Source organism: Streptomyces sp. NPDC021080 (genome assembly GCF_044333225.1).
In the GTDB taxonomy this organism is placed as follows: Bacteria; Actinomycetota; Actinomycetes; order Streptomycetales; family Streptomycetaceae; genus Streptomyces.
The window spans coordinates 80,020-94,758 of sequence record NZ_JBIRQM010000014.1 but is presented as its reverse complement, the minus strand read 5'-3'; the positions used below and the strand labels follow the sequence as shown (position 1 = coordinate 94,758).

Annotated in this window: 13 protein-coding genes; 7 read left to right on the top strand and 6 right to left on the bottom strand. The window is 72.0% G+C overall.

Annotated elements, in window-relative coordinates; all coding sequences use genetic code 11:
- Nucleotides 1-323: 323 nt before the first annotated feature.
- Nucleotides 324-1,667, bottom strand: a complete 1,344-nt coding sequence (locus tag ACH4S8_RS31165) for an MFS transporter (RefSeq protein WP_398399921.1) — start codon at nt 1,665-1,667, stop codon at nt 324-326.
- A gap of 115 nt (nt 1,668-1,782) precedes the next feature.
- Here ACH4S8_RS31165 and ACH4S8_RS31160 point away from each other — a divergent pair, with 115 nt between their 5' ends.
- Nucleotides 1,783-2,382 carry a CGNR zinc finger domain-containing protein gene (locus ACH4S8_RS31160; protein WP_398399919.1) on the top strand — a complete coding sequence of 200 codons (600 nt, stop codon included), beginning with the start codon at nt 1,783-1,785 and terminating at the stop codon, nt 2,380-2,382.
- A 114-nt stretch (nt 2,383-2,496) separates the two neighbouring features.
- On the opposite strand, the gene ACH4S8_RS31155 is transcribed toward ACH4S8_RS31160, so the two are convergent.
- Entirely contained in the window at nt 2,497-3,249 is a 753-nt protein-coding gene (locus ACH4S8_RS31155; RefSeq protein WP_398399917.1) for a hypothetical protein, read from the bottom strand.
- 530 nt (nt 3,250-3,779) lie between these two features.
- Here ACH4S8_RS31155 and ACH4S8_RS31150 point away from each other — a divergent pair.
- Complete coding sequence (locus ACH4S8_RS31150; protein WP_398399915.1) at nt 3,780-5,003, top strand: RNA-guided endonuclease InsQ/TnpB family protein; 1,224 nt, start codon at nt 3,780-3,782, stop codon at nt 5,001-5,003.
- Complete coding sequence (locus ACH4S8_RS31145; RefSeq protein ID WP_398400256.1) at nt 4,907-5,653, top strand: IMP cyclohydrolase; 747 nt, start codon at nt 4,907-4,909, stop codon at nt 5,651-5,653. Before ACH4S8_RS31150 ends, ACH4S8_RS31145 begins: the two co-directional genes overlap by 97 nt.
- A gap of 142 nt (nt 5,654-5,795) precedes the next feature.
- Here ACH4S8_RS31145 and ACH4S8_RS31140 read toward each other — a convergent pair whose 3' ends face one another.
- Nucleotides 5,796-8,492, bottom strand: a complete 2,697-nt coding sequence (locus tag ACH4S8_RS31140; RefSeq protein ID WP_398399913.1) for a lysylphosphatidylglycerol synthase domain-containing protein — start codon at nt 8,490-8,492, stop codon at nt 5,796-5,798.
- Between the two features lie 147 nt (nt 8,493-8,639).
- A complete protein-coding gene (locus tag ACH4S8_RS31135; protein ID WP_398399911.1) occupies nt 8,640-9,467 on the bottom strand; it encodes a helix-turn-helix transcriptional regulator in 828 nt (275 codons plus the stop codon).
- Nucleotides 9,468-9,562: 95 nt separating this feature from the next.
- Here ACH4S8_RS31135 and ACH4S8_RS31130 point away from each other — a divergent pair, with 95 nt between their 5' ends.
- Nucleotides 9,563-10,444 (top strand): alpha/beta fold hydrolase, encoded by an 882-nt coding sequence (locus ACH4S8_RS31130; protein WP_398399909.1) that lies wholly within the window; start codon nt 9,563-9,565, stop codon nt 10,442-10,444.
- A gap of 154 nt (nt 10,445-10,598) precedes the next feature.
- On the opposite strand, the gene ACH4S8_RS31125 is transcribed toward ACH4S8_RS31130, so the two are convergent.
- Nucleotides 10,599-11,279: a TetR/AcrR family transcriptional regulator gene (locus ACH4S8_RS31125; RefSeq protein WP_398399907.1), complete on the bottom strand. Its 681-nt coding sequence runs from the start codon at nt 11,277-11,279 to the stop codon at nt 10,599-10,601.
- 72 nt (nt 11,280-11,351) lie between these two features.
- On the opposite strand from ACH4S8_RS31125, the gene ACH4S8_RS31120 reads away from it, so the two are divergent.
- On the top strand, nt 11,352-12,461 hold the full coding sequence (locus ACH4S8_RS31120) for an FAD-dependent oxidoreductase (RefSeq protein WP_398399905.1): 1,110 nt from the start codon (nt 11,352-11,354) through the stop codon (nt 12,459-12,461).
- A gap of 233 nt (nt 12,462-12,694) precedes the next feature.
- On the opposite strand, the gene ACH4S8_RS31115 is transcribed toward ACH4S8_RS31120, so the two are convergent.
- On the bottom strand, nt 12,695-13,624 hold the full coding sequence (locus ACH4S8_RS31115; RefSeq protein ID WP_398399903.1) for an ADP-ribosylglycohydrolase family protein: 930 nt from the start codon (nt 13,622-13,624) through the stop codon (nt 12,695-12,697).
- Nucleotides 13,625-13,797: 173 nt separating this feature from the next.
- On the opposite strand from ACH4S8_RS31115, the gene ACH4S8_RS31110 reads away from it, so the two are divergent.
- Both ACH4S8_RS31110 and ACH4S8_RS31105 read left to right on the top strand, forming a co-directional pair.
- The gene (locus tag ACH4S8_RS31110) at nt 13,798-13,902 is read left to right on the top strand and encodes a hypothetical protein (RefSeq protein WP_398399901.1); all 105 of its coding nucleotides are present in this window, start codon (nt 13,798-13,800) and stop codon (nt 13,900-13,902) included.
- 221 nt (nt 13,903-14,123) lie between these two features.
- Nucleotides 14,124-14,633, top strand: coding sequence for a DUF2867 domain-containing protein (locus ACH4S8_RS31105; protein ID WP_398399899.1), 510 nt, complete (start codon nt 14,124-14,126; stop codon nt 14,631-14,633).
- Nucleotides 14,634-14,739: the final 106 nt, after the last annotated feature.

Below are 14,739 nucleotides of genomic sequence, written 5' to 3'. Positions count from 1 at the left end.
GGCGCGGACGGCATGGTCGACGGGCGGCGTCGGGAGCCGTGAGGCGTCCAGGGGGTCGCGGAGCACGTCGTGGTCGGCGGATCCCGGCCCACGGACGTATGCCGGGTGGCCGATCGCCGAAGCCGCGGGCTGTCGTCCGGCCCGGATGAGTGACGCGGCTTCGACCTGCTGGAGTGCGGCCTGGTCGACCGCACCGTCTCCCGCGTCCGCGGGAAGCCGACGGGCCACGGTGCCGGCCGGGCCGGGGCCGTGACGCTGGTGCAGGACCGATTCCCGTCGTGTCCGTCCCCCGACGTGCCGGACGGCCCCGGCGCCGGCCGCGGTCACCGCCCGCGGCCGGCTTCCACCTCCCCGCGGTCCGTGCCCCCGGACGGCGGGGAGGTCTGTGGGGCCGTGTCCCCGGACGGCTCCGAGGTCCGCTGGGCCGTGTTCGCGGTGGATACCCGGCCGGGCCGGTCGCGCAGGACGTGGCGGAGCAGGGCCAGGCCGGCGAGGACCGTGACCAGCGCACACACTCCGTCCCAGCCGAAGGCGGAGTAGGCGCGGACGCCGAGCCATGAGCCGGCACTGCCGCCCAGGAACGCGCAGGTCATGTACGCGGTGTTGAGGCGGGCGCGGGCCTCGGGGCGCAGGGCGAAGATGCGGGCCTGGTTGGCCACCTGGCCCGACTGCATGGCCACGTCGAGCAGCAGCATGCCCGCTGCCAGGCCGACGAGTCCGACGGGTCCGCCCAGGTTCCCGGCCATCAGGAGCACCCCGGCCGTGACGGTGCCGGTCAGGCAGACGAGGCTGACGGCGTCGGGGCCGTCCCGGTCGGTGCGCCGGCCCGCGATCGGGGTGGCGAGCATGCCGGCCGCGCCGACGAGCGCGATGACGCCGACCGCCGGAGTGCCCAGGTGGTACCGCGGGCCGGTGACGAACAGCGCCAGCGCGGTCCAGGCGGCGCTGAACGCGGCGAACACGAGCACCTGGTACTGGCAGGAGCGCCGCAGCAGCGGCTCGGTGCGCAGCAGGCGGACAGGGGCCGCGAGAAGCTTCGGGTAGGGCTGATCGGTGCTCGGTGCGGTGCGAGGCAGTGCCACCGCCATCACGGGGGCCAGGAGCAGGGCCAGGGCGGCGGCGGCCAGGTAGGGAGCGCGCCAGCCGAGCCACTGTCCGAGGACGCCGGAGAACGTGCGGGCGAGCAGGATGCCGCCGATCAGGCCGGAGAGCAGCGTGCCGGTCACGGCGCCGCGCCGTTGCGGCGAACTCAGGCCCGCGGCCATGGGGATGAGGATCTGCGGGACCACGGTGGTCAGGCCGACCAGAGCGCCGGCGGCGGCCAGGACGGGCAGGCGGGTGGCTGTCGCGGCCAGGAGGAGTCCCGCGCAGGTGATGAGCAGCAGGGTGGTGACGAGGCTGCGGGGGCGCATCCGGTCGCCGAGCGGCACCAGCAGGAAGATGCCCGCCGCGTAGCCGAGTTGGGCGCAGGTGACCACCAGGGCCGCTGAGGAGGAGGGCACGTGCAGGCCGTCGGCGATCAGCGGGCTGACTGCCTGCGGGAAGTAGACGTTGGCCACCGTGACGCCGCAGGTGACGGCCAGAAGCAGGAGCAGCGGCCGGCCCGGGACCGGGGGAGAGGGGGAGGAAGGAGCAGAACTGTCGGGTATCACGCGCACCTCGGCCATGAAGGGGGCGGAAGGGAAAGGGAATCGGGGCGGGGCGGAGTGCCGCCACGAGGAACTGGTTAAACCGGTTCCTTGAACGTACCAGTCAAACCGGTTCCGGGGTAAGGTGGTTCTCATGGCACCCACCCCCGAACCGGCGACGGCGCGGTTCCGCAGCGGCGCGGGCCGGCTGTGCCTCGACTTCATGCGCACCCTGCGGCTGCGCGGCACCGACGAAGCCACCGAGGAACTGGCCACCGCTCAGGACCTGGCCGACTGGGTGGCTCAACTGGGGCCCTATCCGGCCGACATGGTCGTCCCGGTTCCGGCACCGGCTGTCCTCCGGCGGGCGCGGGCCCTGCGTGAAGCAGTCCATACCCTGCTCACGGCCGCTCGCGGCGACGGCGGGTCGGCCGCCTGCCCCCCGCGCGAACGCGAACTGCTGAACACCATCGCCGCGGAAGCGACTCCCACCGTGCGTCTCGACGCGACGGGCACGGCGGTCCACGGGGCGAAGGACCCGGTCGGCGCGGTCCTGGCGGACATCGCCCGCGACGCCGTCACGCTGGCCACGTCCCCCGCCCTGGCCCAGGTACGCGCCTGCTCCGGACCCCGGTGCGCCGCCTGGTTCCTGGACACGTCCCGTCCCGGCAACCGGCGCTGGTGCTCCATGGAGACATGCGGAAACGCGTCCAAGAAGAACACCTGGCGCACCAAGCACACCACTGGCGCCTGATCCCTGTCACAGGGCGGCGCCGACACCCGCGCTCCGCCTCGAAGGGATCAGTTGCCGGGGCCTTCCGAGCCCTGCCGGGACGACGCACCGGCAGGGCCCGGCCTCACCGAAGGGTCAGTCGGACCGGAGGTTCTCCAGCGTCGAGCGGGTGTCGGTCTTCACCCACCGTGAAACCTCGCTGACCTCGGGCGGAGTGGTCGTCTCGTAGGAGGACGTGTAGACGCTCCAGCTCATCTGGTACGTCATCCAGCCGTCGCGCACCGCGAGGGTCACCGCCCGGCTGCCGCTGGTTCCCGTGCCGGACGTGGTGTCCTCGGTCACGAGATAGGCCTCATCGCCGAACCCGGACACCTTCTGCACCTCGTAGTCCTGGTAGCGCTGGTCGTACTGGGACCACACGGCCGTGAACTCGGGGGCGGGATCGGTCTTCTTGTGCAGATCCATCTCCACCGAGAGGTACGCGTCGGCGTAGGAGGAACTGGACCCCGTCTTCAGGGAGATGCTGCAGGAACTCTGGTCGATCGCCTTGTGCTTCAGCGAGTTGTGCGTGGGAGAGCTGTCCTGCTCCGTGTACTCGGTGCGCAGGGCGCTGTAGTCGACCGAGGAACAGAGATTGGCCTTGGCCCGGTACCCCGCGAGGTCCGCTCTGTCGTCCAGGGGGCCGAGCAGGAGGATGCCCGCGGCCCACAGCGCGGAGGCGGCCACCGCACCGACCACCGCCCACAGCACCGCACGCCCCGCGGCGCCCTTGCCGACGGTCGGCGGGGGGAAGCCCGGCGGCTGCCCGTACGCGTACTGCTGCGCCGGAGGATAGACAGGCGAGGGCGCCCCGTAGCCGCTCGCCGGTGCCGGTGCCGGTGTCGACACCGACGTCGGCACCTGGTTCGGACCCGGGGCCGGTTCCGGAGCGGGTTCGGGTCTTGGCGCCGGTAACGGCTGCTGATGTCCCTGTGGTTGGGGTGTGGGTGCGGGTGGGGCGGTGGGTCCGGATGGAGACGGCGTCTGCGCCTGGGGCTGCGCCGGGCCGTCCTCGGGCCGGTCCTGCATCCTGTGCTCCTTGATCGTCGGACGTGCGGTCAAGTCGGTGGAACAGGCGCCGGATTCCGGACGAGAAGCCAGGCACCGGTACAAGGAGGGGTCAACGGGCAGATTCTAAAGGGCAGTTCGCCGCTACAGGGATTCATTCACAGTGCTCCGGCCTTCAGGCCGGGGGTGAAGCGAATCTTGTGGTGGCGACGCGGAGCGTCGCGGTGGCGTTCCGGCGGAGCCGGACTCTGCCCGGTGACGGTGACGGTGACGGTGACGGTGACGGTGACGGTGACGGTGACGGTGACGGTGACGGATCGTTTGTGTGTTCCCGGTGACGTCGCAGGTTCGATATGCCTAGTGTGATCACCGTGCAGCTTCGGTACAGCTTTCGTCTGTACCCGGACGCCGGTCAGCGGACCGCGTTGGCGAGGGCGTTCGGGTGCGCGCGGGTCGTGTTCAACGACGCGGTCAGCGTCCGTGAGGACGCCCGGAAGGCGGGGCTGGCGTTCCCGGCGGCGGGTGAGCTGTCCCGGAAGCTGATCACCGAGGCGAAACGGACAAAGGAGCGGTGCTGGCTGGGCGAGGTGTCCGCAGTGGTGCTGCAGCAGTCCCTGCGGGACGCCGAGGCCGCCTACCGCAACTTCTTCGCTTCCCTCAAGGGAGCCCGCAAGGGCCCCAGGCTGGGTGCGCCCCGCTTCAAGTCCCGCAAGGACGCCCGGCAGTCGATCCGGTTCACCGCCAATGCCCGCTGGAAGATCACCGGCAGTGGGCGGCTGATCCTGCCGAAGATCGGCGCGGTGAGGGTGAAGTGGTCTCGCACCCTGCCCGCCGTCCCCACCTCGGTCACCGTGATCAAGGACAGCGCGGGACGGTACTTCGCCTCCTTCGTCGTCGACACCGACCCCGCAGCCGACGCCGCCCGGATGCCCGACACCGGCCAGACGGTCGGCATCGACCTCGGCCTGACGCACTTCGCGGTCCTCTCCGACGGAACGAAGATCGACTCCCCGCGCTTCCTGCGCCGGGCGGAGAAGAAGCTGAAGAAGGCCCAGCGGGAGCTGTCCCGAAAGCAGAAGGGATCAAAGAACCGGGCCAAGGCCCGCCTGAAGGTCGCCCGCGCCCACGCCAAGGTGGCCGATGCCCGCCGCGAGTTCCACCACCAACTTTCCACGAAGCTGATCCGCGAGAACCAAGCGATCGGTGTGGAGGACCTGGCGGTCAAGGGACTCGCGCGCACCCGGCTGGCCAAGAGCGTGCATGACGCGGGCTGGGCACAGTTCGTGGACATGCTGGCGTACAAGGCCGCCCGGTACGGGCGCACCCTGGTGAAGATCGGCCGGTTCGAACCGACCTCCCAGACCTGCTCCACCTGCGGCGTCAAGGACGGACCCAAACCCCTCAACGTGCGGGAATGGACCTGCACCGCCTGCGGCACTGTCCACGACCGGGACCACAATGCCGCACTCAACATCAAACAGGCCGCCGGACTGGCGGCATCGGCCTGCGGAGTGCCGGTAAGACCAGAACCCGTTCTGGCACAGCGCGAAGAAACAGGAAGCCACGGATTCCCGACCGGAAACCGTGCCGCGTAGCGGCACGGCAACCAGTCAAGGAAGGCCAGAATCCTCGCCCCTCAGGGCGAGGAGCACGTCAATTCCTCACAGGGCGTTCGCCCGCCTCACGGGACCGGGCCATGCGACTCATCGGCGGTGATCTCGTGGTGGGTCCTCTGGCCCCCGGTGAGCACGATCCGCTGCGCCACTACGCCGCTGCCACGGCCACGGACGAATGGCTGGTGCTCGGCAACGGCGAGCAGGCGTCCCAGGTAGCCGAACGGCTTCGCGGTGGAGCCTCCGCCACGGACGCGCTCAGCGGCCTCCAGTACGAACCCGACCCCCCGATCCGCACCTCGCGCATCACAGCCCTGATCAGCCGTGACGGGGGAAGGGCCACGGTGTTCGGCGCCGCGCGCCCCAGTCGTGCGGCGCGCCTGACCAGCAACGTGATGACCCTCGCCGTCCAGGACCTGGAGCCCGGCGAAGCCGTCCTGCTCACCACGTACACCTCCGACGGTGAGCTCGTGTCGGTCGCCGCGCCCTTCACCGAGACCACCGTCAAAGCCGACGACGCGGAGGAGTTGCTGAACGAGATCTGGAGCGCCCTGGACGAACGGTTCCGCATCGCCGCCACTGTGATCGATCCCGTACAGGGACCGAGCTCGGCGATCCAGCGGTCTTCCTGACGTTCGGCATCTGCGCCTCCTTCGGCGGGGGACCGGAGGAGGTCGCGGTGCCCCACTGCGCTCCGGGCCGGAGGGGCGCCGTCGCAGGCGCTGACGAGAGGCCGGGTCACCAGCCGGTCCGGCGTGATGCCGGACACCCGGGCTAGAGCAACTGCTTGCGGACCAGGTGGCTGAAGGCGACCCAGCCCGGGAGCACCGGAAGCCAGAACGTGAGCAGACGGTGGAGCAGTACCGCGGAGAACGCGGCCGACGCCGGCAGCCCTGCCAGGGTGAGGGCGCTGGCGAGTGCCGTCTCGACGCCGCCGATCCCGCCGGGCGTGGGGATGGCCGAACCGGCGGCGCTGCCCACGAGATAGGCGAAGGCCAGGGGCGCGAAGCCGATCGAGTGGCCGAACGCCCTTACCGAGGCGTCCAGGCAGGCGATGTAGGCGAGATTGAGCAGCAGGATGCCGCCGAAGCCGGTGATCAGCTTGGCGGGCCGCTGCAGCAGATCGAGCAGGCGCGGCAGGACCCCCGAGAACAGGGCCCGTACCCGCGTGGTGACGAATCTGCGCAGCTGCGGAACGGCGGCGACCGCCAGGGCCAGGACGGTGGCGGCGAGCAGGCCGCCGATCACCGTGGTCGCGCTCGAAGGGGAGAGCAGGGCGGTGTCCTGAGTGCCCGTCACATAACCGAAGGCGAGCAGGAGCACCACATGGCCGACGCCTCCGGCCAGCTGGGAGGCGCCCACGCTCGCCACCGCGAACCCCGGCCTGACCCGGTTGCGCTGCAGGAAACGAGTGTTGAGGGCGATGCCGCCGACGGCCGCAGGGGCCAGCGCGAACGACGAGGCGAGCTGGGCCAGGACGGTCTGCCCGAAGGGAACCTTCTCGGGGACGAAGCCGAGCAGGCTCATCGCCGCCGCCACATAGGTCAGCGCGGAGAACGCCAGCGCGAGAACGGCCCAGGTCCAGTTCGCCTGCTCGATCAGGGCGCCGAAGTCGAGTGTGACCAGCTGGGAGAGCAGATAGCAGGCGACGGTGACCCCGCCGACGAGCGTGACCAGAGTGCGCGGTCTGATCCGCTCCAGCCGGGCCGGGGCGAGGGGGGCCAGCGGGCGTACGAGCAGGACCTGCCGGCGGATGAGGGAGAGGGGATCGTCCTCGGGGGTGTACTCCGGGGTGCCGTCGTCCACGGCCCCGGCGGCCCGCGTCGGCGTCTGGCGTTCGCGCTCCGCGCGTTCCTCGGCGAGCCGGCGCAGGGTTGTACGGGTGGAGCGGCTGAGCGCGATCGGCTGGAGTATCGGCAGGCTTCCTGCGACGGCGTCGGGGCCCAGCACCCGCGTCGCGGAGGCGACCGCGCGCTCGGGACCCACCCGCAGGGCGAGCGTCGTCAGCAGCTGGGCCGTGTCGATCCGCAGCAGGATGTCCCCGGCGGCGATCTCGCCGCGGCCCAGCCCGGTGACGAGGACGGTGCCGGAGCCGTCCACCAGCAGCGCGTCCCCGGTCAGCAGCCGGTGCGCGATACGCCGTGCGTGGAGGACGCGCACCTGCTCCCAGACCCCGTCCAGGACCCCGTCGTCGATCTCCTCGTCGGCCAGCAGGTCCAGGGTGCGCGCCTCGACGTGCTCGTGCACGAGCATCACCGCGTCGGGGCCGAGCTCGAAGGCACCGATCAGCCGCGGGGTACGCGCCCCCGCCGCGACGGCCGCGTACGCCAGCAGCGTCTCCTGCTCCAGCCTCTGACGCAGGGACTGCAGGCTGCCGCGCTCGCTGATCGGGCGCATCAGTACCTGGCGCCAGGCATGGTGCATGAAGGCCTGCGTCTGCTGCTCCCGGTCGACGACGGTGACGTCGAGCGGGGAGCCGTCCTGGCACGTGACGCGGTAGCGGCGGCCGCGCTCGGCGGGGGAGGACTCGGGGGCGTCCAACCGCCGGGCGGTGACCGGCGTGAAGCCGGCCCGTCGCAGTGCTGCCATGAGCGAGAGGGCGGTGGGCTGTACGTTCGGCGCGCCGACGGCGTAGAGCGTGCCGCAGCCCACGCTCCAGCCGATCAGCAGGGTGAGTACGACGGAGGACAGCGTGGTGTATCCGCCGGCCAGCGTCGTGAACGCGTTCAGCGCGAGCACGGTCCACAACGTCGCCCGCCAGCGAGGGCGTCGCGCCGTACCCACCGCGGTCATGAAGGCGATGACCGGGGCGACATAGCCGTGCACCGGGTCGGTGGCGCCGCCGCCGGGCGCGGCCCGGGTGAGCGCGTCGTGGACGGCGAAAGGCGCGCACTGTGTCACCCACAGACCGGTGCCGAGTGCGGCGCCGTGCGCGAGGACGGCCGCCAGCACGCCGTCCGCCACCCGCGCGGCGTCCCGTCTGACCAGCCGTTCGACGGCGAACAGGACCGGAACGAGGAGTACGGCCAGGTTGGCGGGGGAGCCGAGGAAGTCGATCAGGTGGCGGGAGGTGTGGGCGGCGGTGCTGCGGGAGACGTCGTGCTCGACACCGGACGTGGTGGCGTGCGCGCCCCAGGCCACGGCCAGGAGCAGGGCGATGCCGAGCACACCGGTGAGCAGGCGCAGCAGGTCGGCCGGACGGCGGCAACGGGCGGCGAGCGGCGGCTCGTTCCCACCGAGTCCCTCGGCAGGGCGCGCCGCGGCACGATGCGCGTCGTCGGGGTGCGCCTCGGCAGGGTGAGCATCGGCAGGGCGCACCTCGGCACGATGCGTCACGGTCGGTTTCACGCCTGGTACGTTCAACGGCTCTGCCTCAACGGTTCGGTGCCTTCTTCTTCCGTACGGTTTTGTCCTCACCAAACCGTCCTCAACTGCCCGAGGTACCCTACCCGCCGCCCTCCTCGAAGCCATGTGCGACTCCGCCGACGCCGTGACGGCGGCGAAGAGCCAGCCCGGCGCTCGTGCCGCCGAGTTCGGCCCCACGGACGTCAACAGCCGGACCCACAAGGCCCTTCACGCTCGCGGGCCCGCTCAGGCCGCCAGGAGACGCCCGACGTGTCAGCCCGTACGCGCCACGGATCCGAACAATTCGCCGATACGTCCCAGCTGTTCGGCCGCGTCCGTGCCGTCGACCGGAGTGAACACCACGAGGATCTGATGGGGCGATCCGGCGCTGAGGAACTGCGCGTACAGCTCGAGCACACCGGTAGGTCCGATGACCCGCTTGCGTTGCGTGAAACGTGCCGACACCTCGTGCGCGGCCCACAGGTCCTCGAACTCCCCGCTCTCCCGCCGCAGCAGCGCGACCAGTTCCCGGGCTGCCGCATCGGACCGGCGCACCAGTGTGGCCCGCAGATCGGCCACGCGGGCACGGGTCTCCTGCTCGCGGGTCTCCTCGGTGAACACCTCGCGTGCGGTGGGGTCGGTGAACCAGCGGTAGTACGTACTGCGGCTCGCACCGGTGTACAGCGACGCGTCCTTGAAGAGGGCGACGGAAAGAGGGTTCTGCGCGAGGGTTTCGCCCAGGTCGGTCATGATGTGCGCCGGAGCGGAGGTCAGTTGGTCCAGCACCCGCAGCAACGCGGGCTCGGCCTCGGGGGCTTGGGACGGTGACGGCTGCACGGGATGGTCCGTGAGACGGTGGAGATGGGCACGCTGGGGCTCGGTCATCTCCAGCGCCGTCGCGAGCGCGGCGACGACCTGCGCGGAGGGCCTGCTGGTGCGGTTCTGCTCCAGACGCGTGTAGTAGTCCAGCGAAATGCCGGCGCGCTCGGCGACCTCCTCACGGCGCAGCCCCGACACCCTGCGCAAACCCCCTACGGCATCGGCCGGTTGGACCGCCGCGCGCCTCGTGCGCAGAAACTGCGCCAACTGATCACCATCCACACCTCTCACCCTGCCACGATTTCTGCCGGGGAGAACCTCTCCCCGGGAGAGACCCGGCCTGCCACGCGACCGCCCACCGGGCACATGATCGACGCATGCTCGATGAAACCAGCACGCGCACCTCGCACGAGACCACCGTTCCCGGCGCCCGTCCCCTCCGGGGCGACACCACCGTCCCCGGCGCCCGTCCCGACCGGAGCGAGACCGCCGTCCCCGGCGCCCGTCTCGCCTGGAACCGGACAGGCGGCGGACCGGCCGCCGTATGGGCCCACCCGCTGTGCAGCAGCAGCCTGACCCCCGAGTCCTCCGGCGCCTTCGACTGGAGCCCCGTGGCCGCCGCCGGTCGGAGTCTGGTCCGTTACGACGCGCGTGGCCACGGACGTTCCACCGGAGCGCCCACTCCGGAGGACTTCCGCTTCCCCGTCCTCGCCCGCGACCTGCTCGCCCTCCTCGACGTGATCTCCCCCCATGCGCCGGTCGCCGGGATCGGACTCTCCCTGGGCACCGCCACCCTGCTCCACGCTGCGGTACTGGCCCCTCACCGCTTCGACCGCCTCGTTCTCACGGCACCCCCCACGGCCTGGGAGACCCGGCCCCAGCAGGCCGCCGCCTACACCCAGCTCGCCGACCTGGTGGAGGAACACGGGGCCTCGGTCATCGACACCGCGCTGGCCGCGGCCCCCGTCCCGGCCCCCTACAGAGACGCTCCGGGCTTCCCGTTCCCGGTCGAGGTCGACGAGCACCTGCTCCCCTCGGTCCTGCGCGGGGCCGCCGCCTCGGACCTGCCCCCCAAGGACTCACTGGCGCGGCTGCGGCTGCCGGTCCTGATCCTCCCCTGGGCGGGCGACCCCGGCCACCCGCTGTCGACCGCCGAAACGCTGGCTTCTCTCATCCCCGGCGCGCAGACGAAGGTCGCCCACCACATCGACGACCTGCGCGCCTGGGGCACGGACGCCGCGGAGTTCCTGCGCCCCTGACGCTCCGTGGGCGGGCGCCCGTATCGGACGGCATCGCCCGCCGGGGCCGCTCGGAGCCCCGGCGCAGGTCCTGCCGCCGAGAGCACCCGCGGACCCGTCCCGGGGGCGGTGGATCTCGTACCCGGCCCGGCAGGCGCCACCGTTCGGCCCCGCGTCACCGTGAGATGCGTGCCTCGATGCCGTCGAGCAGGCAGTCGAGGCCCGTCCGGAAGGTCTGGTCGGCGTCCAGGTGGGCGGCATCGCGCACCACCGTGGCCAGCGCGGGGAACCGGCCGGTGGCGAACATCCGCTGCAGGTAGGGCCCGAGAGCAGCCTGCCACCGCTTCTCGTCCATGCCGGTGGCCCGCTCGGCACGCCGCTCGGCGATCTCCCGGCGCACCGCGCCGATCACGTACGCGTTGACCGCGGAGACCATGGGCATGACGGCGTCCAGGTCGACGCCCTTCATCGCGGCGACCACGGCCTCCCCGCTGGCCAGTGCGTGCGGCCCGAGTTGGGGCCGGCCGCCGAGGAGATCGGCGAGCCATTCGTGTTCGTGAACGGTGTGCCGGGTGGCGTCGGCCTTGGACCGGAGGACCTCGCGCCACGTGTCCCCGGTCGGGAGGATCTCGGCGTGGGCGGCGTCGACCATGAGGTCGAGCAGCTCCTCCTTGCCGGCGATGTAGCTGTACAGGCGCATCGGGCGGACGTCCAGTGCGGCGGCGACCTTGCGCAGCGACACCGCGTCGAGGCCGTCCGCGTCGGCCAGTTCGACCGCCGCTCGCACGATCCGCTCCCGGCTCAGCGGTACCGGGGCGGGGCGTTCCTGCGGCTCCGGCCTCTCCCACACCAACATGGCGCCTACAGTACATCGCATCGAGGCGATACAGTGTATCGCTCAATACGGTGTATCGAAGGGGAGGCAGTCATGACCATTGCCATCGTCGGAGCCGGCCTCGGCGGCCTGGCTCTCGCCCGCGTGCTGCACGTGAACGGCATGGACTGCGTCGTGTACGAACGTGAAGCGTCACGCGACGCGCGCGGCCAGGGCGGCATGCTCGACATCCACTCCGGCCAACGCGCGCTGCGCGAGGCCGGTCTGATCGACGGGTTCCACGCGATCGCCCGCGGCGAAGGCCAGGACATGCGCCTTCTCGAGCCGGACGGCACCCTGCTGCTCCAGGAGGACACGCCCGACGACGCCCCGCTGCTGCGGCCCGAGGTCGACCGCTCCGATCTGCGTGACCTGCTGCTGGACTCCCTCCCCGAAGGCGTGGTGCGCTGGGGCCACGCGTTCGCCTCCGCCGAGGACGGCCTGATCCGTTTCGCCGACGGCCGCAGCGCGACGTACGACCTGCTGGTCGGCGCGGACGGCGCGCAGTCCCGGGTCCGCGTGCTGCTCACCGACGCACGCCCGGTCCATCTCGGCCACAACACCGTCGAGATCGGCATCCCCGACATCGACCGCACGCACCCCGACCTCGCCGCGATGGTCGGCCGCGGCACCTACTGGGTCCTCGGCGACGGTATATCCCTGGCGGCGCAGCGCAACGGCGACGGCCGCGTCCGTATCGGCCTGAGCTTCTACGGCACCGCCGAGGACTGGCTCGCCACCAGCGGGATCCCGTTCGACGACCCGGCCGCCGCCCGCGCCCGGCTGATCGACCTGCTCCCCGGCTGGGACGCACGGTTCACCGCACTGATCGCGGCCTGCGACGACACGGTCGTGCCGCGGGCGATCACCACGCTCCCGGCCGGCCTGACCTGGCCGTCGACGCCCGACGTCACGCTGGTGGGCGATGCCGCGCACCTGATGCCGCCGGTGGGAGAGGGCGCCAACATGGCTCTGCTCGACGGCGCCCTGCTCGCTCTCGCGCTGGCCGCGCACCCGGACGACTTCCCCGCCGCCGTCAAGGAATACGAACGCGAGATGTTCGAACGTGCCGGCGCCGCCGCCCGGATGTCCGCGCGCATGCACGACCTGCTGACGTCTCCGGGCGCCGCCCGGAAGGTGCTCGCGTTCTTCCAGCCCGGCTGAACGCAACCGCAGACGACCGGGCAGCCGGCCGGCGGAGGCCACGGAATCCGACCGGGCAGCCGGCCGGCGGAGGTTGCGGAATCCGATCGGTCAGCCGGTCGGCGGAGGCCGCAGAGCGGGCGCGGCCGGTGTCGCGCCGATGCCCGGCCGGCATCGGCAACGCCGCCTACGGCCCCGGGCCGTGCCACTCCCGCCCCAAGACTCCCGCCCCAAGACCCACGCTCCAACCCCCGTCACTGCGCCGGGAGTTCCCGCTCCGCCACGATCGAGGGCAGCGGCTCACAGGCCGCGTGCCAAGCGGGCGGGAGCGCGGCGACACCCGTGCGGGCGGCGATCACCCCACCCGCGATGGCGCAGGTGGTGTCGATGTCGCCCCGCCCGGCGACCGTGAACCACAGCCCCTCGTGCAGGTCGTCGAGGTGCCCCGCCGCGCACCACAGGGCGTACGGGACGGTGTCGGGACCCGACATCCGGTAACCGGAACCCAGGACCTCGGCGGCGTGCCGGACCGAGGTGCGCTCCGGCATCCGGGCCGCGATGCGCACCCCCGAGCGGACGTCGCTGTCGGGGAGTTGTTCGGCGACGGCCCGCAGGAAGTCCGGCCGGGCCGGGGCGGGCCCGCCCCGGCTGCGGGTGGCCAGTGCCGCGGCGAGCGCGACCGCCATGGCACCGGCGACCGCCTCCGGGTGGTGGTGCGAGACCGCGCTCTGGCGGGCTGCCTGCTCGGCGACCGCGTCGAGGTCGGCGGCGTGCCAGGCGCCGAGCGGGGCGACGCGCATGGCCGCGCCGTTGCCCCAGGAGCCCTGGCCGCCGAACTGTCCGGTGACCACCTCCTGCCAGGGCTCGCCCGCGCCGATCCGGCGGAGCACGTCATGCATCGAGGCCCCGTAGCCGCGGTGCGTGTCCTCGGCGTAGGCCTCGGCGAAGCGCAGGGCGAGACGGTCCTGGTCGACGGTCCCGCCGCCCTCGGCGAGTTCGCGCACGAGCACGAGCGCCTGGGCGGTGTCGTCGCTCCACTGCCACAGCGGCTCCGGGGGCAACACTCGCGCGTCCAGGGCGGCCTGACCGTCCCGGCGCAGAATGCCGAACCAACGGTCACCAAAGGCGTCGCCGAACGCGAGCCCGTACAACGAATCCAGCACAGCGGTGGGCACGGTGATCATCAGAGCAGTATGGCAACGGGACGGCGTTCCCGCGTCCCGATCGTCTACGGGACGACGCTCCCGCACTCCGATCGATTCGGGTGCACCTGCCGGCGATCCGGGCATGACGCCGGGCGGCCGACCGGGACCTTGAAACGGACTACCGGCTGTGCCGACACCTCGGCGAGACCGTCGTGGCCCTGTGCGGATATGCGCCCAGCGGTCCCGTGAAGGACCCGAAGGAGCAATCCGTCTGCGCGCGTTGCCAGAGCGTCCGTCAATCCCTTCCCGGCCCATGACCTTCGCCGCCGGCCATGCGGGCGGCGGGAGCAACCCTGTGCCGGCCTGTTGCCGCGGGACGTTCGCGGTGTCCCCCGTGCCACGGATGTGTCCACGCCCTGTCTGTCACGTCACGTCCATAAGGTCAAAGGATGAGCGGGAACGGGCGGTACGGTTGGTTGCAGGCGGTGTGGCCATGCGGAGGAGTCGTGGCCGTGCGTGCGAGGGACGGGGACGAGTCATGGGACACGGGAGCGGAGCGCGTGTGCGCCGGGGCGCCGCGCCGGTCAAGGACGCGGCGGTGGCGAGCCTGGGCGGCTGCGATCACGCGGACGCGGTCGCGGTGGACCTGGCCCCGGGAACCACCGCCGTGGACTTCGCCCGCACGGTACTGGCAGGGACACCGGGATGGGTGCACGGGCTGCTGAGCGTGCGGGACAAGCTCATGGCGCCGTTCGGGCTGCACGTCCAGGAGCGGGTCGCCCGCGACGAGATCAGGATCGAACCCGGTACGCGGCTGGGCCCCTTCCGGGTCCTGACGGTCTCCGAGGACGAGGTACTGGTCGGCGACGACGACAAGCACCTGGACTTTCGCACCTCATTCGCCGTACGGGAGGGGGCCGCTGGCCTGGAAGGCGTCTGCACCACGGTCGTGCTCTACCACCGGCGGGCCGGAAACGTGTACTTCAAGGCCATCCAGCCCTTCCACAATCTCATCATCCCGAGGGTCGTCGCCCGCGCCTGCGCGTAGCCGGAGCGGCGCCGTTTCGAACCCGCGGCGCGCGGTGCGTCTGCCGCGCCGCCCCGGCGAGGCCGATCAGGTTCCGACCGTCGCAAGTGCGGCTCGGGCGGCGGCC

What these genes read in the sequence shown, in the direction of transcription:
- ACH4S8_RS31105 (WP_398399899.1), top strand. Translation starts at nt 14,124, where the DNA reads ATGGGACACGGGAGCGGAGCGCGTGTGCGCCGGGGCGCCGCGCCGGTC.
- ACH4S8_RS31160 (WP_398399919.1), top strand. Translation starts at nt 1,783, where the DNA reads ATGGCACCCACCCCCGAACCGGCGACGGCGCGGTTCCGCAGCGGCGCG.
- ACH4S8_RS31120 (WP_398399905.1), top strand. Translation starts at nt 11,352, where the DNA reads ATGACCATTGCCATCGTCGGAGCCGGCCTCGGCGGCCTGGCTCTCGCC.
- ACH4S8_RS31140 (WP_398399913.1), bottom strand. Translation starts at nt 8,492, where the DNA reads ATGGCTTCGAGGAGGGCGGCGGGTAGGGTACCTCGGGCAGTTGAGGAC.
- ACH4S8_RS31125 (WP_398399907.1), bottom strand. Translation starts at nt 11,279, where the DNA reads ATGTTGGTGTGGGAGAGGCCGGAGCCGCAGGAACGCCCCGCCCCGGTA.
- ACH4S8_RS31115 (WP_398399903.1), bottom strand. Translation starts at nt 13,624, where the DNA reads ATGATCACCGTGCCCACCGCTGTGCTGGATTCGTTGTACGGGCTCGCG.
- ACH4S8_RS31165 (WP_398399921.1), bottom strand. Translation starts at nt 1,667, where the DNA reads ATGGCCGAGGTGCGCGTGATACCCGACAGTTCTGCTCCTTCCTCCCCC.
- ACH4S8_RS31130 (WP_398399909.1), top strand. Translation starts at nt 9,563, where the DNA reads ATGCTCGATGAAACCAGCACGCGCACCTCGCACGAGACCACCGTTCCC.